The sequence below is a fragment of the Sulfurimonas sp. NWX367 genome, assembly GCF_039667065.1.
GTDB classification, from domain to species: Bacteria; Campylobacterota; Campylobacteria; order Campylobacterales; family Sulfurimonadaceae; genus Sulfurimonas; species Sulfurimonas hydrogeniphila.
Genome location: NZ_JALCZM010000001.1, coordinates 167,487 through 190,671 on the forward strand (window position 1 = coordinate 167,487; position 23,185 = coordinate 190,671).

Consider the following 23,185-nt stretch of genomic DNA (forward strand, 5'->3'; position numbering starts at 1 on the left):
ATAAAACTTGCAACTATTAACTTTTTTTGGTAAAATACTGTCAAATTTTAAAAAAGGATTACTATTATGGCTAAACATCAATTTCAAACAGAAGCAAATCAGATTTTACAACTTATGATTCATTCACTTTATTCCAACAAGGAGATTTTCCTTCGTGAACTTATTTCCAATGCATCGGATGCACTTGACAAGCTGAATATGCTCGTTTTAACAAATGAAGCATACAAAGGCATAAAGTTTGATCCGAGAATAGATATCAAAAGAGACAAAGAGAAAAAAACTTTGACTGTTTCAGATACCGGAATCGGTATGAACGAAGTAGATCTTTTGAATAATCTCGGAACAATTGCAAAATCAGGAACAAAAGCATTCTTGGAAAATCTGACAGGGGATCAAAAAGTAGATTCTAACCTGATTGGTCAGTTTGGTGTCGGTTTTTATGCTGCATTTATGGTGGCTGACAGCGTTGAGGTCATCACGAAAAAAGCAGGAGAAGATCAGGCTTACAAATGGACGAGTACCGGAAACGGTGAATTTGAAGTAGAAGCAGCAACAAAAGAGGGACACGGAACAGAAATTATTCTTCATTTAAAAGAGGGTGAAGAGGAGTTTTTGGAAGAGTATCGCATAGAGGCTGTTGTGAAAAAATACTCTAACCATATTCCGTTCCCGATTTTTATGGACAAAGAGAAGCATATTCCGGCTGTTACCGATGATGAGGGCAAAGAGACAGAGCCTGCACGCACTGAAATAGAAAATGTACAAATTAACTCTGCAAATGCACTCTGGACGATTGCCAAAAGTGAATTAAAAGATGAAGACTATAAAGCTTTTTATGAAACACTTGCACACTCAAACGAAGAACCGTTAAAATGGATGCATCATAAAGCAGAGGGTGCTATAGAGTACACGACACTCTTTTATATCCCAAGCAAGGCACCGATGGATATTTACAGAGTTGATTATCAGCCTGGTATCAAACTCTATATTAACCGTGTCTTTATTACAGATGATGACAAAGAGTTAATGCCTACATACCTGCGTTTCTTACGCGGTGTGATTGATTCAAAAGATTTACCGTTAAATGTAAGTCGTGAAATTTTACAGTCCAATCCGGTGATGGCAAAAATCAAAAACGCTTCGGTGAAAAAAGTGCTTTCCGAACTTGCTAAAATGATGAAAAAAGAGCCTGAAAAATATGACACATTCTATAAAGAGTTTGGAAATGTACTTAAAGAAGGACTTTACAATGATTTTGCCAACAGAGAAAAGATTTTAGAATTACTCAAATTCCATACGTTGAATTCTGATGAAATGACGACTATCGAAGAGTTTGTGAAAAATGTCGATGAAGACAAAAAAGAGATTTATTATCTTGCGAACAAAGGCTCTGTTGACATGCTCAAACACTCTCCTGTGCTCGAAAAATTCAAGGCACGCGGTATCGATGTGCTTCTCTTAAATGAAGAGGTAGATACTATCATTTTCCCGATGGTGACAGAATATAAAGAGTATAAACTTATTCCTGCATCAGATGCGAAATTTGAAGAGAGTGAAGAAGAGAAAAAAGCAAAAGAAGAACTTGAAAAAGAGTTTGAAGGCCTTGCAAAAGAGTTTAAAGAGACACTGGGTGAAGCTATAAAAGAAGTTGAAGTGACAACGGAGTTGACAGAATCTCCTGTTGCTTTAAAAACAGACAAAGAAGACCCTTCTTACATGATGGCACAGATGATGAAACAGATGGGTCAGGGCGGTGAAGTGCCTGAGCCGGCACCTATTTTACAAATCAATCCTAAACATGAATTGATTGCAAAATTAAAAGATTCGAGTGATCAGAATCTGATTGAAGATGCAGCGCATGTATTGTTTGATCAGGCAAAACTCTTTGATGGCAGAGAACTTGATGATACTGCAGATTTTGCAATGAGACTCAACAGAATTATAGCAAAAGCATTATAACTTTTTTGGATGAGTGCAATCGTAGCACTCCTCCAAACTCTCTTCTTTTATTTTTCTTTTTTATCTGTTTCACACAAATTATATGATATCTTATGATTATGTTAAAAAAATTAAAATTCTTTTTAAAACCATCGGACAGACAATCTGTTGATCAACTGCTGCATGAAGCCAAACGGGTATGCACTTTACTGGGAACAGGGGTATTGCGTGATTTGAAAATTGACGGTTACCGGTATGATATTTCGATTGCCGTACACGAATTAGGATTAGACACAGAGTTGGTCTCTCAACTGGTTGATGATTATGTTGCTCAGGTAATCAAGGCAATTGTGCAGTTTGAGAGTTATTTGGCTGCACTTCAGGATTCACAGGACAATCATGACAATTTGGATTACACCCCATTGAGAGAATTGGCACATAAAAATCTTGGCGTTGCAAGAAATTTACGCATAAAAGATGCAGAAATACTTCTTTATGAATTAATGAAAAAAGACAATCTGGACTATTTGCTTGCCTGTCTGGAGGCTTTAAAGGTTTGCGCCATCAAACTGAGTCCAAAGTGTGCTTATGATACACTCAAGCTTATTGAAGTGAAAAGTTCTTTATAAATAAAGGGCGTCTCTGACACAGTTATCTGTTTTTTAAGGAATGAGAAATCTGTTCAAGTTTCCCTTTTGGCTTGATGGATATTTTTTCTTCTTTTTTGTGTATGGGCAGAGCAAATGCCAAAAGTATAAATATAAATGAGAAAACAATTGCGCTTAAAGCAGTAAGAACAAGTTTAAGCTTAAAATCTTTCATATTGTTCCTTTAGGAGTTTTCTTTTTGCTCATTCGTCATATAAATCCAAAACTCTTTATGTGTATATCCTTTGTTGAGAAAAAAGAGCTGTAAAATTGTAACTCTGTAAAGAGTAACAAGCATTTTTGCATAAGGAATAAAAAGACTTAAGCGTATGAGCAATGGCTGTTCTTTGTCTCCTTTGGATTCTATCATCTCTTTCATGCCGATATTGTTACTTAAATATATTCCAAACATAATTGAAAATACAAAATTCAAGATAAGACCAAAAATTATATAAGCCATGAAGTTCTGTTCGTACATACCTGCTATCATCTGAAAAACATCCTAATATTTTATCTGTCAAAAACATTTTAGCTAAAAACAATTAGTGTTTAGTTTAAGTGATGAAATTAAGTCACCAAAAAGTAACAATTGTGCAGTAATTTAAAAATAAAGTTTTTTCAACAACTTTATTTAAACATCTTTATACTATACTAAGCCCACAAATTATGAATAAAGGGTAATTTTATGGAAGCAAACCTCATTATGGAGGGAGTTAAATTTATGTTTTTAGGAATGGGAACAGTGTTCGTATTTTTAATTATAATGATTCTTTCAGTCAATCTGATGTCATTGATAATACATAAATTTTTTCCTGAACCACAGGCAGCTGAAGAGACTGTTTCTGGGAATGCAACACAGCAACAACAAGACAACAAAAAGATAATTGCAGCAATAACAGCTGCAATTGCACACCATAAACAAGGTTAAGGATTATAATGGCTAAGAAATTTATAGATGTAATGGATACAACTTTCAGGGATGGTTTCCAGTCAGTATTTGGTGGACGTGTATTGATGGAAGATTTTTTTCCGGCAGTAGAAGCCGCAAAAATGGCAGGTATTAACCACTTTGAATTTGGTGGGGGAGCAAGATTTCAATCATTATACTTTTATTTGAGAGAAGATGCATTTGAAATGATGGACAAGTTCCGTAAAATTGTAGGTCCGGATGCAAATTTGCAGACACTTGCCCGCGGAGTAAATACTGTAATGCTGGATACCGGTTCAAAAGAACTGATAGACCTGCATGCAAAAATGTTTAAAAAACACGGAACAACGACAATCCGTAACTTTGATGCACTCAATGATGTGGAAAACCTGAAGTATTCTGCTGAGAGAATCAAACATCACGGCTTGAAACATGAAGCGGTTGTCACTATGATGGACTTGCCACCGGGATGTCACGGTGCTCATAATGTCGAGTTTTATGAAAAAACACTTCGTGATATTCTGGACAGCGGTCTTCCGTTTGACAGTATCTGTTTTAAAGATGCAAGCGGGACATCAAATCCTCAAAAAGTTTTTGAGACCATTACAATGGCAAGAAAACTTTTAGGAGAAGATACACACATACGTCTGCATACACATGAGACTGCCGGTGTTTCTGTAGCTGCTTATATGGCTGCGCTTGAGGCGGGTGTTGACGGTATAGATATGGCAGCTTCTCCTGTAAGCGGTGGAACATCTCAGCCTGATATTTTGACAATGCTTCATGCAACAAAGGGAATGAATTATGACCTTGGCGGACTTGAACTTGGTAAAATTCTTACTTATGAGAAAGAGTTACAGTCATGTCTGAGTGATTATTTTATGCCTCCTGAAGCGACAATGGTTTCTCCGATTATTCCATTTTCACCAATGCCTGGCGGTGCTTTGACTGCAAATACGCAAATGATGCGCGACAACGGCATCATGGATAAATTCCCGGATGTTATCGCGGCAATGCAGGAAGTAGTAGAAAAAGGCGGTTACGGTACATCGGTAACGCCGGTTTCTCAGTTTTATTTCCAACAGGCGCTTAACAATGTAATGCAGGGACCATGGAAAGCCATTGCCCCTGGTTACGGAAAAATGGTTTTAGGATACTTCGGAAAAACTCCGGTTGAACCGGATCCGGAAATTGTTAAAATTGCTTCAGAGCAGTTAAAACTTGAGCCGACAACAAAAAAAGCACTTGATTTGGCAGATGCGGATCCTGCAAAATCTTTAGAGAACTGGATTAACAGACTTAAAGAAGAAGGTATAGAAATAACAGAAGAAAATATTTTTATAGCGGCTGCATGCCAGGAGAAAGGAATCACTTTCCTTAAAGGTGAAGGTGAGTTAAACGTTCGTAAAATATCAGAAATGAAAAAAGAAACAGAAAAAGATTGTGAAGGAAGTTCAATGGGTAGCGGAAATTATACAGTAGTAGTGGATGGTCAAAAGTTTAGTGTTCAAGTAGCAGAGGGTGATGCAGATATTCAGGTAACAGCAGTCAATGGTGAGAGCACTGCTCCATCAACAACTTCGGCAGCACCTGCTGTGTCAGGAAATGATGTAGAAATCAAAGCACTTCTTCCGGGTAATGTTTGGAAAATTGTTGCAAATCCGGGTCAAAGTGTTAACGAAGGTGACGTAATCATGATTTTAGAATCTATGAAAATGGAAATAGATGTTGTGGCGCCTCGCGGTGGTGTTATTAAATCTATTAATGTAGCTACAAACGATAAAGTTGTAGAAGGTCAAGTCGTAGCAGTATTAGGATAAGCGAATGAAAAAAATTGTACTTAAGTTTTTAGCTCTTATAATGCTCTTTGCATTTTCAAATGCAATGGCATCAGAGCATGCAACAGTTGCTCAAGAAGCACAATCAACACATAAAGAAGAAAACTATCATCCAAAACCAATGGGTGAAATGATAGTAAATTTTCTTAAATCAACAGGAATTGTCGCTCTTGTAAGTCCAAGAGATGATGAGATGAGTGCAACAGGGCAAAAAATGAGTGATTTTCATAAAGGTCTGGGCCGTGTGATTATGATTCTTATCGTCTTTTTGCTTTTTTATCTTGGAATTGCAAAAGGGTTTGAACCATTGTTACTCTTGCCAATTGCCTTTGGCGGACTGCTGGCAAATATTCCTATAGCCGGTATTGCAGGAGAGCATGGTTTCCTTGGTGTAATTTACAATATGGGACTTTCAAATGAGCTTTTTCCTATTATCATTTTTATGGGTGTCGGGGCAATGACTGATTTTGGTCCACTGTTGTCAAACCCTAAAACAGCACTGCTTGGCGGAGCGGCTCAGTTTGGTATTTTTGGAACACTTGTGGGTGCTGTTGCGCTTGCACATTACGGCTTTGTTGATTTTACATTGCAACAGGCTTCTGCAATTTCGATTATCGGCGGGGCGGATGGTCCTACATCCATCTTTATCGCAACGAAACTTGCACCGGAACTTTTGGGAGCTATTGCGGTTGCATCATACAGTTATATGGCGATGGTGCCTATTATTCAGCCTCCTATTATGAAAGCACTGACAAGCGAAAAAGAGAGAAAGATCAAGATGACGACACTTCGTCATGTTTCCCGTTTGGAAAAACTTGTTTTCCCGATTCTTGTTTTGATGCTGGCAATTTTGGTTTTACCGGAATCTACACCGCTTATCGGTGCATTTATGTTCGGTAATTTCTTAAAAGAATCAGGTGTTGTTGAACGTTTGAATGATACATTACAAAATGCCCTTATCAATATTACAACTATTTTCTTGGGACTTGGTGTCGGTTCGAAGCTTGCAGCTGATCAGTTCCTTGTACCTGAAACTTTGTTTATTATGGTTTTAGGAATTATTGCATTTTCTGTAGGAACTGCAGCAGGTGTATTGATGGCGAAGTTTATGAACCTTTTCCCTGGACACAAAATCAATCCGTTAATCGGTTCAGCAGGTGTTTCTGCCGTTCCGATGGCGGCACGTGTATCAAATAAGGTCGGTATGGAATATGACCGTACAAACATGCTTTTAATGCATGCAATGGGTCCGAATGTGGCAGGAGTTATCGGTTCAGCAGTAGCAGCTGGTGTGCTTATTTCACTTTTTCAGTAATTAATCGGCACGAAATTCAAATAGCGGCGCAATTGCGTCGTTATCTCCTCTTCCCGCACTATGAATACACTTCCTTCTTAATTTCTACTATCTTAAACCCCAATACTGCTGTTACAACTTGAAACAACAGCTGAAAATATTTATGCATAAGTATGAAGTTTGGCTGACATATCAAATAATATTCGCATAATTGTATCGAACAATTACATTTTTGAATATTCACTATATAGAATAAAAATATAATAAATTGTAACTAATTAAATCAGGCGAACAGGTGACAAATACAGAATTATTATCTACAACAAAAAAACTTACTGTTTTATATGCGGAAGATGACCTGGAGATGAGAAAAAGTACAACTGCTTTATTGAAAAATTTTTTCTCTCATGTATATACTGCATCTGACGGGAGGGAAGCTTTAGCGGCATATAAGAACAATCTTGCGAATATCGATCTTGTAATTACAGATATTTTGATGCCACACTTAAACGGCATAGAACTTACAAAAGAAATATTATCTATAAATATAGAACAAAAATTTATCGTTATATCTGCTTATAATGAAACAAGCTATTTTATTGAACTTATTAATACTGGAGCTGTTATAGGGTTTTTGCAAAAACCTATTAAGCGTCAAGAACTGTTGAATATTTTAACGACTGTATCTCTTTTTTATAAAGAGGAATATGAAACAATTCTCCCCTTTCAAGATGGATTTTTATGGAATAGAGAGTTGAAAAAACTTTTTTTGGAAGGGAAAGAAATTATATTGAGTGCCAATGAAACTAAACTTTTAGATCTGTTTTTAAGCTATCCTAATACTGTTTTTTCTGCTATTGATCTACACCTTTATCTTTTTGAAGACACGAAAGAGTTTTCGGAAGATTCTATAAAAAGCTTTATTAAGCGCCTTAGAAAAAAAATCCCTTCATCCTTAATACAAACACACAAAGATTTAGGTTATTCTCTGAGTATCTAGTTTTTGACACCTTCTTGACACTTCTAAATAATATAATTTTTCTAATAGAATTTTACTAGGATATTTTATGGAAATACAAATGAAGCAAGATGAGCTTATTGTCTCAAAAACAGATACGAAGGGGCGGATTACTTATGGTAATTTATATTTTATCTCAATATCGGGTTATTCAGAAAAAGAGTTACTCAATGCCCCGCATAATATTTTGCGTCATCCCGATATGCCGCGTGTCATTTTTAAACTTTTGTGGGATCGTATTCAAGTCAAAAAGTATATCAATGCTTATGTGAAAAACCTTACAAAGAACGGAGATTATTATTGGGTTTTTGCAAATGTTACTGCATCTTTAGATGTCCATGGAAATATTGTAGGCTACTATTCGGTTAGAAGAGCTCCCTCTGCAAGAGGTGTACATATAATTGAAAAACTCTATAGAGAGTTACGTCAAGCTGAAGCGAGTGGTGGCATAAGTGCTTCATTGAAAATATTGGAAAAACAATTACAACAAGAAGGGAAAAGCTACGATGAATTTATTCTCAATCTTCAAAAATAAAAAAAGAAAAAGTGATGAAGCACTACTGGATCAGGTAAACAGTGTCATGGCAGACGCGGCAAACGGCAACCTTGAAAAAAGAGTTACCAATATTCCGGAAGATTCCAAATACTATAATATGGCATGGAATTACAATAATTTATTAGACCAGGTTGAGGCATTCATGCGTGACAGTGAAACTGCTATAAAACTTGCAACCAATGGTGATAACAGTATAGTGATGTTTCAAGATGGATTTAAAGGTATATTCGCCCGTTCAGTTGAGCCGATTAATAAATCATTAGAGGGTATTAAGTCAGGAATACAGTTAAAAACACAGGGAAATCTTTCGAAAAAATTTAATGAAATCGGAGGCGGCAGTGTTGGCGGTGTTTTACAGGTGAAAAAAGATATAGAGTTTGGTAATGAGATATCCAAGACAATTTTACAAACATCAAAAGATACCAGCAAAGCATCGCAGGACAGTATCCAATCGATAGAATCTGTTCAAAATAATTTTGAAAAACTTGACGAAAGCATAACTGAAACAGTAAAAGGGATTGATGCCCTCAATCAACAGTCATTAGAAATTTCTACCATTGTTGAATTGATTCAAGATATAGCAGAACAGACAAACCTGCTTGCGCTCAATGCTGCGATAGAAGCCGCACGTGCCGGTGAACACGGCAGAGGTTTTGCCGTTGTTGCCGATGAAGTAAGAAAACTGGCAGAAAGAACACAAAAAGCTACGACAGAGATATCTATGACTATTTCAACTCTAAAACAAGAAACCAATGAAATATCGGAAGAGTCTGAGACAATGTATGAATTAGCAAAAGAGTCTCAAAAATATCTGGAGAGTTTATATACGACACTGAAAAGTTTTAACAAATCAGCAAAAGAAACTGCCGATAATGCAAATCATATTAACAATATTTTCCTTGTATCCGTTGCAAAAATTGATCATATAGTCTTTAAATCAAAAGCATATTCGACACTCTTAAGTCAGAATATTTCGGAACCGTTAGCAGATCATCTTTCATGCCGTTTTGGAAAATGGTATCTTAATGACGGTAAAAAGCAGTTTGGCAAAACAAAAGTGTATAACAAACTTGATGCCCACCACAAAGCAGTTCATGACTCTGCCATAAAAAACATGAAGTTTGCCGAGAGTAAAACAGCTCTTTTCCCTGAAAACACAGAAGAAATTATCAAAAACTTTACTGTTATGGAAAATGCAAGTAATGAGCTTTTTAATTTACTTGATTTAATGATAGAGGAGTAAAACAGTGCCACTGCAGGAGTTGAAAAATTACGCCAAAGAACTTCACTTGCTTTTTGTCGAAGATGATTTAGATGCGCGAACAAGCACATTTGAGATGTTGAAAAATATCTTTACCCATATTACAGTCGTTACAAACGGTCAGGAGGGAATAGAAAAATTTAAAAATGAAAAATTTCATATAATTATCACAGATATAAATATGCCTGTAATGAATGGTCTTGATATGATAGAACAAATTCGCCAACAAGATACAAAAATTCCAATCTTCATTTTATCTGCCTATAATGATGCAGAATATATTTTACGAGCGATTCAGCTTGGGATTGACGGATTTATTATAAAACCGCTTATCTATCAACAGTTTCTTACAGTTTTAAAAAAAGCATTGGAAAAGATTCACCTGGAGACACTTGCTAAAAATTATCAAGAACACCTTGAAAGAGAAATTAAAAAACAAACGCAGGAGTTGAGGCATAAGCTATATTTTGATGATTTAACCGGTTTGTGCAACCGCTATGCTTTGTTTGAAGATTTAAAAAAAATTACGGTACCAATTATTTTTATTATAGATATCAATGGATTTAAATCTATTAATGAAATTTATGGCGCAGAGACAGGTTCTTTTGTATTACAAGAGTTTGCTCATTTTTTACAACATTTTACTGCAGGTAAAAACTATAAAACCTATAGAATTTCTGCAGATGAGTTTGTTGTTTTGGATGACTGTGAATATATTGACTTTGAAAAATATGAAATTTTTCTACAAGACTTCTTCAGAGAGTTTGCATCTTTTCGGGTTGTAACTGAGCAGGACATAATTTCCATAGAAGTTACTGTAGGTATATCAACTTCACAATATAATTCGTACGAATATGCAACAATTGCATTGGAGTATGCTAAAAAACATAAAAAACAGTATATGATGTATTCCAATACTATTGATAACCGATCTGCAAAACAGGATATTCTTATCTGGAAAGACAAGATTAAAAATGCAATTGAGAATAATGATATTGTTACAGTTTACCAAGGTATCGTCAATCAGGAAGAAAAAGTAGTCAAATATGAAGCACTCATGCGACTTCGTGATGAGGATGGCACGCTGATCTCTCCTTACTTTTTTTTGGATATTGCAATAAAAACAGGACTCTACCCGCAACTCTCTTCGTATGTAATATTTACGAGTCTGAAAAAGATAAAAGAGATACAAACACCTATTGGCATTAATTTTACAGTCAATGATATTAAAAACAAACTTTTTATCGATGAGATTGAGGATTATATTCGAAAGAATCCTGATGTCGGTTCATTGGTTGTTATGGAGATTACTGAGAGTCAGAGTATGGAAAATTTTGATGATATAAAAATATTTATTAATCGTTTTAGGAAATATGGTGTAAAATTTGCCATTGATGATTTTGGCAGCGGATTTTCAAATTTTGAAAATATTTTAAACATAGCACCAGACTATATTAAAATAGATGGTTCGCTTATAAAAGATATTGACAAAAATGAAAAATCTTTTATTCTTGTAGAAGCGATAGTGGAGTTTTCTCATAAACTCAATATAAAAGTAATTGCTGAATTTGTACACTCTAAAAAGATTTTTGAAATATTAAAATCTTTTCAGGTGGATGATTATCAAGGTTTTTATTTTTATGAACCAAATGAAAAAATAATTTAGGAGAAAAAAATGGATAAAAAAATGGCACTAAGCAAGAAGCAAATCGGACTTGAAACTTCTATGGTTGCAAACAAATTAACAGATGAGTGTATTTATGTAAGCTTATTTGGACTGTTGGATTCAGCTCGTATAGAAGATGTCTCAAAAAAAATAACCAAAATCAGTGAATCAGACAAAATTGTATGCGTAATATTAGATTTATACAATGTTGATGCAATTGATACAGCAGTTGCCGGATATATAAACAGATTGGGAAATATACTTAAACTGATGGGTATTGAACCTATTATATGCGGTATTAAAGCAGAGTTGGCAGAGAAGATGGTAAAAACAGATATTCAGTTTAGCGGAATACAGATAATCAGAAATTTGCAAGATGCACTGCTTGTGAGTTTTAAAGTTACAGGGTATGAACTTATAAAAACAGAAAAATAGTTGTATTATGTCACTTGTTTTCCATATTTTAGATGAGATTGAAGCCTATCAGTGTGCAAGACAAATAAACGAAATAGCGAAAGAGTTTGGTTTGTCCCAGTTTGATGCAGGCATGTTTTCAATTGCAGTTACAGAGATTGTTATTAATAGTATTCGCTATGCAAAGGATGTCAAAGTAAGTTGCAGATATACACAAAACAACAAAGGGCTGGAAGTTTATATTGAAGACAAAGGCAAAGGTATAAAAAATATTCAACACTCCTTACAAGATGGTAACTCTTCTGCAAAAGACAGTCTGGGATTTGGGCTTGGTGCTGCAAAAAGATCGGTTGATGAGTTTTTGATTGAAAAAAGTGATACAAGCGGAACATCAATTATTCTTAGAAAATATATTGATGAACCTACATATGAATACTCTCCAGTTTCTGTAAAAAAAGAGGCAAGTCAGTTTAACAGTGATGCATATTTTATTAAACATTATGATGGAGATAAAAGTTTATTTGCTATTATTGAAGGCAAAGGAGATGATCTGTCGGCATATAAAACCGTACAAAGTGTAAAAGGACTTCTGTTGGAAGAGTACCGGTTGCCCTTAAAAGACATTGTAAGGTATATCAACCTTATGCTTTCGAATAATGATGCTTTTGAAGATATCACTCTTGTGCTGTTGCGTTTGTTGCCTGATAAACTTGAATATCTGATTTTGGGAAATGGTTTTATTCTCTCTTATCCTGAGATGAAATTTCAAGCATATACGCAAGCTTCCTGCCTGAAATTGCCTGAAGATTTATCAGTACAACAAGAGTTGCTTCCTGAGCAGTTTTGTATTGTACTGGCAAGTGACGGTATTGAGTATAATGATTTTTTAAATAAAGAGGTCTGTAATTTATCAACTTTAGAGTTGGCAACAGATATTTTCAATAAATATAATCTTGATGATGCTTCAACGATAATAGCTGTAAAGAGGGAAGAGAACAATGTCAGAAACTAAGCAGTCCCTCGCCCTGCATCAATATTTAAGTGGCATCATTACAAATATTCCCTACGGGATTCTTACTGTTTCAGAAAATTCAGAAATTAGTATGCTCAACAGTAATATATTAGAAATTTTAGAAATCAACGAAGAAAATTTACATAATTATATAGATAAAGATTACAAAAAACTTTTTTTTGAGGTTCCGGAAATTATTGATATCTATGTGGAGAAAATGATTCAGAAAAATCAACTAAGCGTTGATATAGAACAGTTTTCTTTTAAAGATAAAATTTTGAATATAAAAATGAGAGCGATGCTTGACGGGACGATTTTTATTATAGAAGATATTACACAAAGGGTCCAGCAGGAGAAGAAACTCAGAGAGTTAAACAAAACACTCGAAGAGCGGATTCAACAAGAAGTAGCGAAAAACAGAAAACAGGATCAGCAACTCCAACAACAATCCCGTTTGGCACAAATGGGAGAGATGATCTCAATGATTGCACATCAGTGGAGACAGCCTCTTGGTGCCATTGCCAGTACATCTGTTAACTTATCTATGAAAATAGAGCTGGAATCTTATAATCTGAATAATTTACAAGAGCAGGAAGCGTGTCAAAATTATTTTTTACAACAGCTAAATGTTATTGAAAATCTTGTTCAAAACCTGACAAATACCATTGATGATTTCAGAAATTTTTATAAACCAAACAAGCAGTCAATTTTATGCACGTTTGAAGAAGTTATTGATAAATCATTAAATATCATTCTTGCATCTTTGAAAAATAATAATATTCAAGTGACTTTTAATTATATTCGTTTAGAAAAAATAAAAATGTATGACAGCGAAATTATGCAGGTTATTCTAAATATTTTAAAAAATGCACAGGATAATTTTCGGGAAAAAAATATTTCAAACCCTTGTATTGATATAACAGTTAATAATAAAGTACTCTCAATCTGTGATAATGGAGGGGGAATTTCAGAAAATATCCTACAAAATATCTTTGACCCTTATTTTTCTACTAAGAGTGAAAAAAATGGTACAGGACTTGGACTCTATATGTCTAAAATAATTGTTGAAGAACATCACAACGGAAAACTTACTGTTAAAAACAGGGATGATGGAGTTTGTTTTATGCTAGATTTAAGAGAAAAGACTAACTGAAAAACTTGTACTGTTTTTATGATTCCATTACCGAAACAATCAAAGGGATGACATTATGACTTTTTGTTTTATCTATAAAACCGCTTGCGCCTAAATCTTCTGCTTCTCTTTTGTTATTGTCTCCTGTCATTGAGCTGTTGACAATTATAGGAATATCTCTTGTGAGCAGATTGGCTTTTAAATTTTGAATGACGGTAAAACCGGACATTTCCGGCATTTCAATATCTGTAATTATTGCCGGTATCTCTTTTGCAGATTCGCCTAGCGTTTTAATGTAGTCAATCAGTTTTTTACCATTGTCAAAAAGTTTGATATTGATGTTTGCTTTTTGAAAAAGCTGTATAAGGTGTCGCTGTGCTGTTTTTGAATCTTCTGCAATGAGGACGGTTCCGTATTTCAGCTTATCGGGAATGACAATATCTTTTAAAAATTCTATATCTTTGTCTACATTTACAAGTGCCTGCGGTAAGACATCAGCAAGAAGTTTTTCATAGTCCAGGATAAGGCAGAGGCTTCCATCTTCAAGCCTTGTGTCATTCATGACTACACCGTCTTCTTTGAGCCTGTAACTGTCCGGTGCGTGCATCTCATTCCAGTTCTTTTTGATCACTCTGTAGGCGGACATAATTCTCAGTCCTATAATAATACCGTTAAAGTCACAAATTAAAATTTTGGAATGAGAAATTTCATTTTCATTTAATGTCACATCCAGCCATGCAGGAAGATTTAAAATGGGTATTTGCAGGTTTCGAAGAACGATTGTCCCTTCAAACAAGGGATGAGCAGAGGGTATCTGTGTCAAAAAATGATTTTTAGATTCGACCACTTCTCGGGTTTTAAAGATATTGATAGCATAAAAAGCTGAGTCTCTCTTCTCACTTACCCTAAAGACCAACAGTTGTAATTCATTATTTTTTGCCAGATTTGTGGCAGCGTCGACATTGTCTAATACAGACATATAATACCTTTAATTTTAAATAGGCATTAATAGTAGCGAAAATAAAATGAATTTGGCTTGAATATTAGTAATGAAATGTTAAAATAGCTTTATAATATCACTCAGGAAAGAATTTTTGAAAATAATAGTAACATTACTTTTTATCACTAGCTTTTTGTTTTCCAACGTATACTATTCAAAAGTAGAACCTTATGAAATAAGAACAATCGCATCAAATGTTTCGGGCAAAGTGCTTTACACAGATGACAATATGACTGGAAAAAAACTCACATCAAAAATCTTTATAAAAATTGATTCAGAACTTGATGAAGATGAATTAAAGGCTGTTGAGAAAAAGCTCTCTTATCAAAAAAACACCTTGCTTTTGAATGAAAAAATACTGCAAAATCTGCGACAACTTGTAGAAAAAAAGCGAGAAAATTATCAAAAAATCAAGCATTTAAAGATAAAATCCAGTATAGAAAAAGACAAAGAGTTTTATGACCTGCTGAACAGTGAAAACTCTTTTCTTGCAACACAAAAAGAGATAAACAATCTAAAAACCACTATAGCCGATTTGGAGTTAAGACGAAAACAGCTTCTAAAAACCATAAAAGACAAAAACATCAGTGCCAAAAACTTTGTATTGTATGAAATCTCCGTCAAAGCGGGTCAAACGGTAGGGGTTTCTACCCCTTTGGCCAAAATTGCAGATACCTCCAAGGCTCTGCTGAGTGTTTATTTGGATAAAAATGATTTAAAAAATGTGAAGAAAAAAGTGATATATATCAACGGAAAAGAGACACCGTATAAAGTCTCACGTGTTTCTTATATAGCAGATACAAAAAATATTTCAAAATACAAAGCGCAAATTATTATTGATGCGCAAAAAGTATTTTCCGGATTGGTAAAAATTGAATTCAAAGCGAGAAATAATGAAAAGTAGTCTTACGGCCTGTCCTCTTGACTGTTATGACGCCTGCGGGTTAGTGTATGATGAAAAAAAACTCAAACCTCTTAAAATTGGACATACAAAGGGATTTTTATGCCCCCATCTCAACCATTATGACAAATTTGAAAGGATAGAAAAAGCACGATTTCAGGGAAAAGAAATTACGATGGAAGAAGCACTGTTAAAACTAAAAGAGTTGCTTGCAGTAGAGTTTAAAAGTGATGTTTTACATTACAGAGGCAGCGGAAATTTTGCTTTGATGCAGGAAGTGACAGACCACTTTTTTGCGAATTTTGGGGCAACGCTTACGGATGGAAGCTTGTGTGACGGAGCAGGAGAAGCCGGAATAATAGAAGGCAGAGGCAGCAACAAAAATATGCCTTTGAGTGAAATTGAAAAATCAGATGTGATTATATTCTGGGGAAGAAATCCGCATACGACTTCTTCTCACATACTACCGCTTATAAAAGACAAAACCATTATAGTGATAGACCCGGTTAAAACCAAAATTGCCCAGATGGCTGATTTACATGTACAGATAAAACCGCATACAGATATATACCTTGCATTGCTTTTAGCACGATTTGTATACATTAATGACAGTTTGAATGAAGCGTTTATACAACAGTATGCAAGTGAATTTGAGGAGTATTACGAATTGACCCAGGGTGTGCGCATTAAAGCAACACTTGAAGATATCGGTGTGACTTTGGGCGATATTGGCGATATTTTACATATGACTATAGATAAAAAGGTTGCTATTGTCTGTGGTGTAGGTATTCAAAAATACAGAGACGGGGCGGATGTGATGCGCAGTATTGATGCCTTTGCCGTCTCCCTTGGCTTTTTTGGAAAAGAGGGCTGCGGTGTGGCATACCTTGGAAATTCCAAAGAGGGAATCAGCTCTCCATTTGAAACAAAAGCCAAACGAGTCTCCAAGGTCAATACTGACTTTGATGCCTTTGAAACCGTGTTTATTCAGGGTGCAAATCCTCTTGCACAGATGCCAGACAGTTTGAGAGTCAAAAATGCTTTACAAAAAACACAAAATGTAGTTTATTTTGGTTTGTACGAGAATGAAACAAGTGCAATGGCAGATTTGGTGATTCCTGCAAAAACCTTCTTGGAAAAGAATGATATACGTACCTCCTATGCTCATAACGGACTGATGGTGATGCATAAACAGATTGAGAGTGACATCGGTATCAGTGAGTATGATTTGGCAGCGTATCTGTGTCAGGCATTTGATATAGAAATTAAAGCAGAAGAGGAGTATCTGCAGTATTTTAAAAATTTTGGTGTGAAAAAAATTAACGGATGTTTTGAGGTTGAAAACAGAGAAGCAGTTCCGTATCAAAACGGTTTTGATACCAATGACGGTGAATTTGTTTTTTTGGAAGAGTTTGAAACACAGCAGAGTGAGGCTGAGGATGAGTTTAATCTCATAACACCCAAGAGTCCCAGAAGTTTAAATTCTCAGTTTTACAGAGAAAAACATCTCTATATACATCCCTTTCATGGCTATAAAGACGGTGAAGAGATTGAAATAAGTTCACAAAACGGAAGTGTTGTTCTGAGAGTAAAAAATGACAGCAGACTGCGTACAGATACTGTGCTTATATACAGCGGCACACCGGGTGTCAACAATCTGACATCCTCAAAGCACTCTTATGAGGGTAAATGTGCTGTTTTTCAAGAAAATAAAGTTAAAATTGCTAAAAAATAAAGAGAGTAGACAAAATGAACATTAAAGAAATGGATAAAAAATATGTTTTACCGACATATGCACGGGCAGATATAGAGTTTGTAAGAGGAAAAAACGCTACTCTCTTTGACAGTGAGGGGAAAAAGTATATAGATTTTACTTCCGGTATCGGTGTTGTTTCAGTCGGTCATGCAAATGAAAGAGTGAGCAGGGCTTTGTGCGAACAGCTGGCAAGTGTGACACATACATCGAATCTTTACTATATAGCACCCCAGGCACTGGCTGCTCAAAAAGTTGTCGAGACAAGCGGGTATGATATGCAGTGCTTTTTTGCAAACAGTGGTGCAGAAGCAAATGAAGGAGCTATAAAAATTGCCAGAAAACACGGGGAGCGTGACGGAGAGATAAAAAGATACAAAATAATTACACTCAACCACTCTTTTCACGGACGAACCATTACAACAGTCAAGGCAACAGGGCAGGAGGCGATGCATAACTATTTCGGACCTTTTCCTGACGGTTTTGTGTATGCAGACGGTATAGACGAAATCGAAGCACTGCTGGACGACCATACAGCGGGTGTAATGATCGAACTGATTCAGGGCGAGGGCGGAGTAGAGCCGCAGGACAAAGAAAAAGTACAGGCACTGGCAAAGCTTTTAAAAGAGCGTGAAATTCCTTTGATTGTCGATGAAGTACAAACCGGTGCCTATAGAATCGGTGAATTTACGGCATCGCAGGCTTATGGAATCTCCCCTGAGATTATCACACTGGCAAAAGGCATCGGAGGAGGTGTTCCTGTAGGAATAGTCATGACAACACTCAAGCATGTTCTCAGCGCAGGAGATCACGGATCGACATTTGGCGGAAACTATCTGAGCAGCCGTGCTGTATGTGAAGTGGTAGATATACTCAATGAAAAAAAACAAAGCGGTGATTTGGAAATAACCTCTTTGATGTTCAATCAGTCTTTGGAAAAATTTTATAATGCCAACAGGGAAATATTTACACAAAAGGTCGGGATTGGTATGATGTGTGGTCTGCGTGTCAAAGATGCAGATACACTGGCAAATATTATAAACCTGGCAAAGGAAAATGGTGTCATTATGCTTAAAGCAGGAAGAAACACATTAAGATTTTTACCACCGCTGACAATTACAAAAGAGGAAATTGATGAAGGCTTCAGTGCTCTTAACTCTGCTATGTCTCAGCTGTAGTTTCCCTCTTTTTGGAGCTGATGACAATGCTGGTCTGGAGCAATTCATATCTTCTTACAAGCAGTTGCAGTTTCAGTATGATTATGAAAAAAATGAAGCGGAGAGTTCCAAACTGCGTGACTCATGGATAGTTCCTGTTCAGATCAATTACAGTTATTCCAAAAACAATGCTTTTGGTGTTGGACAGTCAAACCAAAATGCGGCTATTCGCATAAATCAGCCAATTTTTCAAAGCGGAGGGATCTATTACGGCATAAAATTTGCCAATGCGAGTAAATATTATACGAAATACTCTATTGATGTGGCAAAGCGAAAAATGATTAAAGATACTATTGCTGTTTTGATGCAGATAAAACAAACAGAGTTCAAAGAGCAAAAGCAAAAACTGCAAATTAAAAACAGTGAAATAAATCTGCAACAGAAAAAAGAGGAGTATTTCAGCGGACAGCTTGATTCAGGGTTTTTGGATGATGCTGTGATTCAAAAAAATACAGCCTTGTCTGTTTTGTACGATATTCAGGCTGCGAAAGAAAAACTTGTGAGCTCTTTTCATGCTTTGAGTGATTTGGATTATACAAAAGTCGCTATTCCGAAATTAAAACTTTTAGAACATGACGAGTTTTTACAACATAATATAGTGCTGCAAATGGATAGAGCCCAGACAGAGAAAAACAGATACAATAAAAATGTTACTCTTGCAAAATATCTTCCAAAAGTAAATCTTACAGCAGGATATAACTGGAAGCTTACGACAAATCAGGCTTTTCAGGTAGGTCCGACAATAGTCAGCAATTCAAATGAGTTAAACTACTATGATTATGGCATTGCCCTTTCAATTCCACTCGATATTAATACATTCAGAGATATAGAATCTGCAAAAGTAAACTACTTAAAGGCAAAAATTGTGTTAAAAGACAAACAAAGAGAATTGAACTCTTTGTATGAACAGGTTATGCACAATATAGAAAATTATAATAAAAAGATAGCGTTGAGTAATGAAAATATCGTATTATATACGAAGCTTTTGGAAGATACAAAAAAACTTTTTAAGGCTGGCTACAAGACAGAATATGATGTGCAAAGACTTGCAAATTCTTTGCAGATACAAAATATAGATACAAAAATATATGAGCTGGACAAGCAGTTGGAACTCTTGAATCTGTATGAAATGTATATCAGCAATGAAAAATAAACGGGAAAAAGAATGAGTCAAAAATTTAGTGAATATATGGCAGAGTGGCTGTATGGTGAAAACGGCTATTATGCAACATACAAAAACATAGGCAAAGAGGGTGATTTTTATACGGCAGTCAGTACAAGCAAATTTTTTGGCGGTACCATTGCCAGGCATATTATTTCACTTGTTGATGAAGGTTTTTTGCAAAAAGATGCGGTTATTTGTGAAATAGGGGCACATCACGGGTACTTTTTGGCGGATGTGTGTGAGTTTCTTTATACTCTGCGACCGGAGCTGTTGTCAAGTTTTGAGTTTGTCATTATAGAACGCTTTGATGATTTGCAGAAACATCAAAGAGAATATTTTTCAGAAAGTTTTGGTGATGCTGTATCTTTGAAACATTACAAATCTCTCTCTGACCTTACATGTAACAATGCCTTTTTTATAGCCAATGAAATATTTGACGCATTTCCCTGTGAACTGTATTTTAAAGGCAAAAGTGCACGGGTACAAAACCATGAAGTGATTTTTGACGAAACAGACGAATGGGTGGAGCAAAAGGCAAAAAAATACCACAAAGACAGAGGGGAAATTGCACGAGGATATGAAGCATTTGCAAAAGAGATGGCAAATGCTGCAAAGAAGTTTGAATTTATAAGCTTTGATTACGGTGAGATGCAGGCCCGTCCCGATTTTTCACTCAGAATTTATACAAAGCATGAAGTGCATCCGTTCTTTGAAGAGGGTTTAAACACAGAAGAACTCTTTGCAAAAAGCGATATCACCTATGATGTCACCTTCTTACATGTAAAGGATGCCTATGAAGAGGCAGGAGTGAAGTTTGTAGAATTCAAAGCGCAGATGGTCGCACTCGTTGATATGGGTATTTTAGAACTTTTGGAGATGCTTAGAGAGCATGCTGATGAAAAAATATACAAACAGGAACTTGAAAAAGTAAAGATGCTCATCATGCCAAACTTTTTGGGGGAAAGATTTAAAATGATTCGTTTTCGAAAAGGTTCCTAAAGGGAACCTATCATTTTCATTAACTCTTCGGGTCTGTTGGAGTTTTTAATGGCATTTTCTTTTGAGATAATATTTTTCTGAAGCAGTTCTATGAGTTGTTGTGTCTGTGTTGTCATATGGGTCTCTTGCTGGTTTAACTGCATTTGAGAATAAATCTGGTGCACTTTGTCTTCTCGAATCTGATTTTGGATTGCCGGATTTGTAATAAGTATCTCTTGTGTGGCTACTTTACCGCCGCCTATTCTTGGAATAAGTGTCTGTGCAATAACCGCTACCAAAGAAGAGGAAAGCTGTGCCCGAATTTGGGCCTGTTCCTCTCCGTCAAATACATCAATAATACGGTTGATTGTTCCCGGTGCAGAATTCGTATGCAGGGTTCCAAACACCAGGTGCCCTGTTTCGGCTGCTGTAAGTGCGGCACCGATGGTTTCGGCATCACGCATTTCCCCGATGAGAATGATGTCCGGATCTTGACGCAGTGAGTATTTGAGTGCTGTGGCAAAAGATTCTGTACTGTTTCCCACATCACGTTGGGAAAAAAGAGATTTGATGTTTTTATGAACGAACTCCACAGGATCCTCAATGGTGATAATATGACGACGTTCTGTCATATTTATCTCATGCAGCATGGAAGCGAGTGTTGTTGATTTACCCGAACCTGTCGGACCGGTGACCAAAATCAGTCCTTTTTCTTTTTTTACCAGTTCTTTGAAAATAGGCGGATTTCCATATTCGTCCAGTGTCGGAATTTCTATAGGAATCATACGAAAAGCACAGGCAATTCCGTGAATGGTTCTGTAAAAGTTTGCACGAAAACGACCAACATCTTTGAGTTCAAATGAGAAGTCCAGTTCATTGCGCTCTTCAAAAACTTTCTTTTGTTTGTCTTCAATGAGAGAATAGGCCATCTCTTCAATATCATTGGCGGTAAGGACAGGAAGATTCAAAGCACGTAACTCTTTGTCTATTCTGATTTGCGGTTCACTGCCTACAACAAGGTGTAAATCCGAAGATTTAAATGCCAAGACACTTTTTAACAGCTTTTTGATATCTAAGCGTTGCGTGGAACTCTCTGTTTTTACTTCTTCATTCATAAAAAACTCCTTTGGTATTGTTCTTCATTGAAACCGACAAGAACATCATCGTTATATTCTACGACAGGACGCTTAATCAGCAGGTTTTCTTTGCAGAGCCACTCCTGTTGTTGCTGCTCGTCCAGGTTCAGTTCTTTGAGTTTGAGATTTCTGTAGGTGGTGCTTCTGGTATTAAAGAGGGGTTTGATGCCGACTTTTGAAACCCAGTAGTCTACTTTTTCACACGGAAGCTGCTGTGTTTTAAAATCAAAAAGTTCATACGCCAGATTGTGTTTTTTAAAAAAAGAGAGTGCTTTTTTGACGCTGTCACAGTTTTTAATGCCATAAACTTTTATCATGGCACTACTCAATGATTTTAGGAACGATGAAAAAATCATCTGCACTTTTTGGAGCGTGCTTTAAAATTTCCTGGCTGATGGTACTGTCACATTTGGGAATATCTTCGCGTAAAGGTGTTGCTCGGTCATCCATAGCAAAAGTACTATCCACTTCACTTGTATCCAACTCACTTAAATTATCTACAAAACTTACTATTTCTGAGAGCTGCGATATAATTTCTTCACGTTTATCATCGCTTACATGTAAATAGGAAAGTTTTTCCAGTCGTGTTAATAGTGTGTCATCTACTTGCATTGTCTGTCCTGTATAATAGTTTATTTTGATTTTATCATATATTTGATAAAACTTTAACTTATTTATGGGTAATATTAGAAACTTTATAAAACAATCGATATAGATATAAGGAAGAGTTTTTGAGTTTAAAAGAAAATATTGAAATGGTAAAAGAAGAGCTGACATCAGAAGAAAAGTTTTTTGAAAAAGCAGTGGTTACGGAGAAATTTGTAAAAAAATACAAAAAAGTAATGATAGGTTCTGTTGTGGCAATTGCACTGTTTGTTGCCGGTGACATTGCATACAATATTAACAAACAGCATACACTTGAAGCGGCAAACCAGGCACTTTTGACATTACAGAAAAATCCGAAAGATGAAGCGACACTGGCAACTTTGGCAACTTTAAGTCCGAACCTGCATGATCTTTGGGTCTATTCCCAGGCCGTTGTGAGCAAAAATATAAAAGAATTGGAAAAACTGCAAAATTCTCAGGCTTTACTGCTTGGTGATTTGTCAAGTTATGAAGTGGCACAAAATCTTCAGGATAGCAATAAACTTGAAGAGTACACTGAAAAACAGGATGCAATATACAGGGACTTGGCTCAGGTGCAACTTGCAATTTTACTGATGCATGACAAAAAGATAGAAGAGGCACATTCAAAACTCAGTATGATCAGTGTGAACTCTCCATTGGCACAGGTTTCCCGTGCTTTAATGCACTATGGAGTAAAATAGACT

24 protein-coding genes are annotated in these 23,185 nt (G+C 35.9%); 18 read left to right on the plus strand and 6 right to left on the minus strand.

Going from position 1 to position 23,185, the window contains the following annotated elements; translation table 11 throughout:
- Positions 1-66: 66 nt before the first annotated feature.
- Both htpG and MNY28_RS00825 read left to right on the plus strand, forming a co-directional pair.
- Positions 67-1,959, plus strand: a complete 1,893-nt coding sequence (gene htpG / locus MNY28_RS00820; protein ID WP_346388600.1) for a molecular chaperone HtpG — start codon at positions 67-69, stop codon at positions 1,957-1,959.
- A gap of 98 nt (positions 1,960-2,057) precedes the next feature.
- On the plus strand, positions 2,058-2,567 hold the full coding sequence (locus MNY28_RS00825) for a hypothetical protein (protein ID WP_230973239.1): 510 nt from the start codon (positions 2,058-2,060) through the stop codon (positions 2,565-2,567).
- A 22-nt stretch (positions 2,568-2,589) separates the two neighbouring features.
- Here the strand turns inward: MNY28_RS00825 and MNY28_RS00830 are convergent, their stop codons facing one another.
- Entirely contained in the window at positions 2,590-2,760 is a 171-nt protein-coding gene (locus MNY28_RS00830) for a hypothetical protein (protein ID WP_188109962.1), read from the minus strand.
- Between the two features lie 9 nt (positions 2,761-2,769).
- Positions 2,770-3,075, minus strand: coding sequence for a hypothetical protein (locus MNY28_RS00835; protein ID WP_151900619.1), 306 nt, complete (start codon positions 3,073-3,075; stop codon positions 2,770-2,772).
- Between the two features lie 195 nt (positions 3,076-3,270).
- Here MNY28_RS00835 and MNY28_RS00840 point away from each other — a divergent pair, with 195 nt between their 5' ends.
- From MNY28_RS00840 to MNY28_RS00885, 10 genes are all read left to right on the plus strand, one after another.
- Entirely contained in the window at positions 3,271-3,513 is a 243-nt protein-coding gene (locus MNY28_RS00840; RefSeq protein WP_151900618.1) for an OadG family transporter subunit, read from the plus strand.
- 8 nt (positions 3,514-3,521) lie between these two features.
- Positions 3,522-5,333 (plus strand): biotin/lipoyl-containing protein, encoded by a 1,812-nt coding sequence (locus MNY28_RS00845; protein WP_151900617.1) that lies wholly within the window; start codon positions 3,522-3,524, stop codon positions 5,331-5,333.
- Between the two features lie 4 nt (positions 5,334-5,337).
- A complete protein-coding gene (locus MNY28_RS00850; RefSeq protein WP_346388601.1) occupies positions 5,338-6,666 on the plus strand; it encodes a sodium ion-translocating decarboxylase subunit beta in 1,329 nt (442 codons plus the stop codon).
- Positions 6,667-6,940: 274 nt separating this feature from the next.
- Positions 6,941-7,645: a response regulator transcription factor gene (locus MNY28_RS00855; RefSeq protein WP_346388602.1), complete on the plus strand. Its 705-nt coding sequence runs from the start codon at positions 6,941-6,943 to the stop codon at positions 7,643-7,645.
- Positions 7,646-7,712: 67 nt separating this feature from the next.
- Positions 7,713-8,198: a PAS domain-containing protein gene (locus tag MNY28_RS00860; RefSeq protein ID WP_346388603.1), complete on the plus strand. Its 486-nt coding sequence runs from the start codon at positions 7,713-7,715 to the stop codon at positions 8,196-8,198.
- A complete protein-coding gene (locus tag MNY28_RS00865) occupies positions 8,170-9,462 on the plus strand; it encodes a methyl-accepting chemotaxis protein (protein ID WP_346388604.1) in 1,293 nt (430 codons plus the stop codon). Before MNY28_RS00860 ends, MNY28_RS00865 begins: the two co-directional genes overlap by 29 nt.
- A gap of 4 nt (positions 9,463-9,466) precedes the next feature.
- The gene (locus MNY28_RS00870) at positions 9,467-11,146 is read left to right on the plus strand and encodes an EAL domain-containing protein (RefSeq protein WP_151900612.1); all 1,680 of its coding nucleotides are present in this window, start codon (positions 9,467-9,469) and stop codon (positions 11,144-11,146) included.
- 9 nt (positions 11,147-11,155) lie between these two features.
- Complete coding sequence (locus MNY28_RS00875; protein ID WP_151900611.1) at positions 11,156-11,581, plus strand: STAS domain-containing protein; 426 nt, start codon at positions 11,156-11,158, stop codon at positions 11,579-11,581.
- A gap of 7 nt (positions 11,582-11,588) precedes the next feature.
- Positions 11,589-12,572, plus strand: coding sequence for an ATP-binding protein (locus MNY28_RS00880; protein ID WP_346388605.1), 984 nt, complete (start codon positions 11,589-11,591; stop codon positions 12,570-12,572).
- A complete protein-coding gene (locus tag MNY28_RS00885; protein ID WP_151900609.1) occupies positions 12,559-13,725 on the plus strand; it encodes an ATP-binding protein in 1,167 nt (388 codons plus the stop codon). The genes MNY28_RS00880 and MNY28_RS00885 overlap by 14 nt, the downstream gene beginning before the upstream one ends.
- A 16-nt stretch (positions 13,726-13,741) precedes the next feature.
- Here the strand turns inward: MNY28_RS00885 and MNY28_RS00890 are convergent, their stop codons facing one another.
- Complete coding sequence (locus MNY28_RS00890) at positions 13,742-14,683, minus strand: chemotaxis protein (protein WP_346388606.1); 942 nt, start codon at positions 14,681-14,683, stop codon at positions 13,742-13,744.
- A gap of 115 nt (positions 14,684-14,798) precedes the next feature.
- On the opposite strand from MNY28_RS00890, the gene MNY28_RS00895 reads away from it, so the two are divergent.
- Genes MNY28_RS00895 through MNY28_RS00915 form a run of 5 tightly spaced genes read left to right on the plus strand, consistent with a single transcriptional unit; the run spans position 14,799 to position 20,739 of the window.
- Positions 14,799-15,608, plus strand: coding sequence for an HlyD family efflux transporter periplasmic adaptor subunit (locus tag MNY28_RS00895; protein WP_346388607.1), 810 nt, complete (start codon positions 14,799-14,801; stop codon positions 15,606-15,608).
- On the plus strand, positions 15,598-17,340 hold the full coding sequence (locus tag MNY28_RS00900; protein WP_346388608.1) for a molybdopterin-dependent oxidoreductase: 1,743 nt from the start codon (positions 15,598-15,600) through the stop codon (positions 17,338-17,340). Before MNY28_RS00895 ends, MNY28_RS00900 begins: the two co-directional genes overlap by 11 nt.
- A 14-nt stretch (positions 17,341-17,354) precedes the next feature.
- Complete coding sequence (locus tag MNY28_RS00905; RefSeq protein ID WP_346388609.1) at positions 17,355-18,536, plus strand: acetylornithine transaminase; 1,182 nt, start codon at positions 17,355-17,357, stop codon at positions 18,534-18,536.
- The gene (locus MNY28_RS00910; protein ID WP_346388610.1) at positions 18,493-19,728 is read left to right on the plus strand and encodes a TolC family protein; all 1,236 of its coding nucleotides are present in this window, start codon (positions 18,493-18,495) and stop codon (positions 19,726-19,728) included. Before MNY28_RS00905 ends, MNY28_RS00910 begins: the two co-directional genes overlap by 44 nt.
- A 12-nt stretch (positions 19,729-19,740) precedes the next feature.
- Positions 19,741-20,739, plus strand: a complete 999-nt coding sequence (locus tag MNY28_RS00915; RefSeq protein ID WP_346388611.1) for an SAM-dependent methyltransferase — start codon at positions 19,741-19,743, stop codon at positions 20,737-20,739.
- On the opposite strand, the gene MNY28_RS00920 is transcribed toward MNY28_RS00915, so the two are convergent.
- From MNY28_RS00920 to gatC, 3 genes are read right to left on the minus strand one after another with little or no spacing between them, the layout of a single operon-like run.
- Positions 20,736-21,833, minus strand: coding sequence for a type IV pilus twitching motility protein PilT (locus tag MNY28_RS00920; protein ID WP_151900602.1), 1,098 nt, complete (start codon positions 21,831-21,833; stop codon positions 20,736-20,738). The two genes, MNY28_RS00915 and MNY28_RS00920, sit on opposite strands and share 4 nt — an antisense overlap.
- Complete coding sequence (locus MNY28_RS00925) at positions 21,830-22,171, minus strand: arsenate reductase family protein (RefSeq protein ID WP_346388612.1); 342 nt, start codon at positions 22,169-22,171, stop codon at positions 21,830-21,832. Before MNY28_RS00925 ends, MNY28_RS00920 begins: the two co-directional genes overlap by 4 nt.
- Positions 22,172-22,175: 4 nt before the next feature.
- Entirely contained in the window at positions 22,176-22,466 is a 291-nt protein-coding gene (gene gatC, locus MNY28_RS00930; protein WP_151900600.1) for an Asp-tRNA(Asn)/Glu-tRNA(Gln) amidotransferase subunit GatC, read from the minus strand.
- 119 nt (positions 22,467-22,585) lie between these two features.
- Here gatC and MNY28_RS00935 point away from each other — a divergent pair, with 119 nt between their 5' ends.
- The gene (locus MNY28_RS00935) at positions 22,586-23,182 is read left to right on the plus strand and encodes a hypothetical protein (RefSeq protein WP_346388613.1); all 597 of its coding nucleotides are present in this window, start codon (positions 22,586-22,588) and stop codon (positions 23,180-23,182) included.
- Positions 23,183-23,185 lie beyond the last annotated feature (3 nt).

Excerpts from the sequence above, each read along its gene's own strand:
- htpG (WP_346388600.1), top strand. The coding sequence starts at position 67 with ATGGCTAAACATCAATTTCAAACAGAAGCAAATCAGATTTTACAACTT.
- MNY28_RS00825 (WP_230973239.1), top strand. The coding sequence starts at position 2,058 with ATGTTAAAAAAATTAAAATTCTTTTTAAAACCATCGGACAGACAATCT.
- MNY28_RS00830 (WP_188109962.1), bottom strand. The coding sequence starts at position 2,760 with ATGAAAGATTTTAAGCTTAAACTTGTTCTTACTGCTTTAAGCGCAATT.
- MNY28_RS00835 (WP_151900619.1), bottom strand. The coding sequence starts at position 3,075 with ATGATAGCAGGTATGTACGAACAGAACTTCATGGCTTATATAATTTTT.
- MNY28_RS00840 (WP_151900618.1), top strand. The coding sequence starts at position 3,271 with ATGGAAGCAAACCTCATTATGGAGGGAGTTAAATTTATGTTTTTAGGA.
- MNY28_RS00845 (WP_151900617.1), top strand. The coding sequence starts at position 3,522 with ATGGCTAAGAAATTTATAGATGTAATGGATACAACTTTCAGGGATGGT.
- MNY28_RS00850 (WP_346388601.1), top strand. The coding sequence starts at position 5,338 with ATGAAAAAAATTGTACTTAAGTTTTTAGCTCTTATAATGCTCTTTGCA.
- MNY28_RS00860 (WP_346388603.1), top strand. The coding sequence starts at position 7,713 with ATGGAAATACAAATGAAGCAAGATGAGCTTATTGTCTCAAAAACAGAT.
- MNY28_RS00865 (WP_346388604.1), top strand. The coding sequence starts at position 8,170 with ATGAATTTATTCTCAATCTTCAAAAATAAAAAAAGAAAAAGTGATGAA.
- MNY28_RS00875 (WP_151900611.1), top strand. The coding sequence starts at position 11,156 with ATGGATAAAAAAATGGCACTAAGCAAGAAGCAAATCGGACTTGAAACT.
- MNY28_RS00880 (WP_346388605.1), top strand. The coding sequence starts at position 11,589 with ATGTCACTTGTTTTCCATATTTTAGATGAGATTGAAGCCTATCAGTGT.
- MNY28_RS00885 (WP_151900609.1), top strand. The coding sequence starts at position 12,559 with ATGTCAGAAACTAAGCAGTCCCTCGCCCTGCATCAATATTTAAGTGGC.
- MNY28_RS00890 (WP_346388606.1), bottom strand. The coding sequence starts at position 14,683 with ATGTCTGTATTAGACAATGTCGACGCTGCCACAAATCTGGCAAAAAAT.
- MNY28_RS00900 (WP_346388608.1), top strand. The coding sequence starts at position 15,598 with ATGAAAAGTAGTCTTACGGCCTGTCCTCTTGACTGTTATGACGCCTGC.
- MNY28_RS00905 (WP_346388609.1), top strand. The coding sequence starts at position 17,355 with ATGAACATTAAAGAAATGGATAAAAAATATGTTTTACCGACATATGCA.
- MNY28_RS00910 (WP_346388610.1), top strand. The coding sequence starts at position 18,493 with ATGAAGGCTTCAGTGCTCTTAACTCTGCTATGTCTCAGCTGTAGTTTC.
- MNY28_RS00915 (WP_346388611.1), top strand. The coding sequence starts at position 19,741 with ATGAGTCAAAAATTTAGTGAATATATGGCAGAGTGGCTGTATGGTGAA.
- MNY28_RS00920 (WP_151900602.1), bottom strand. The coding sequence starts at position 21,833 with ATGAATGAAGAAGTAAAAACAGAGAGTTCCACGCAACGCTTAGATATC.
- MNY28_RS00925 (WP_346388612.1), bottom strand. The coding sequence starts at position 22,171 with ATGATAAAAGTTTATGGCATTAAAAACTGTGACAGCGTCAAAAAAGCA.
- gatC (WP_151900600.1), bottom strand. The coding sequence starts at position 22,466 with ATGCAAGTAGATGACACACTATTAACACGACTGGAAAAACTTTCCTAT.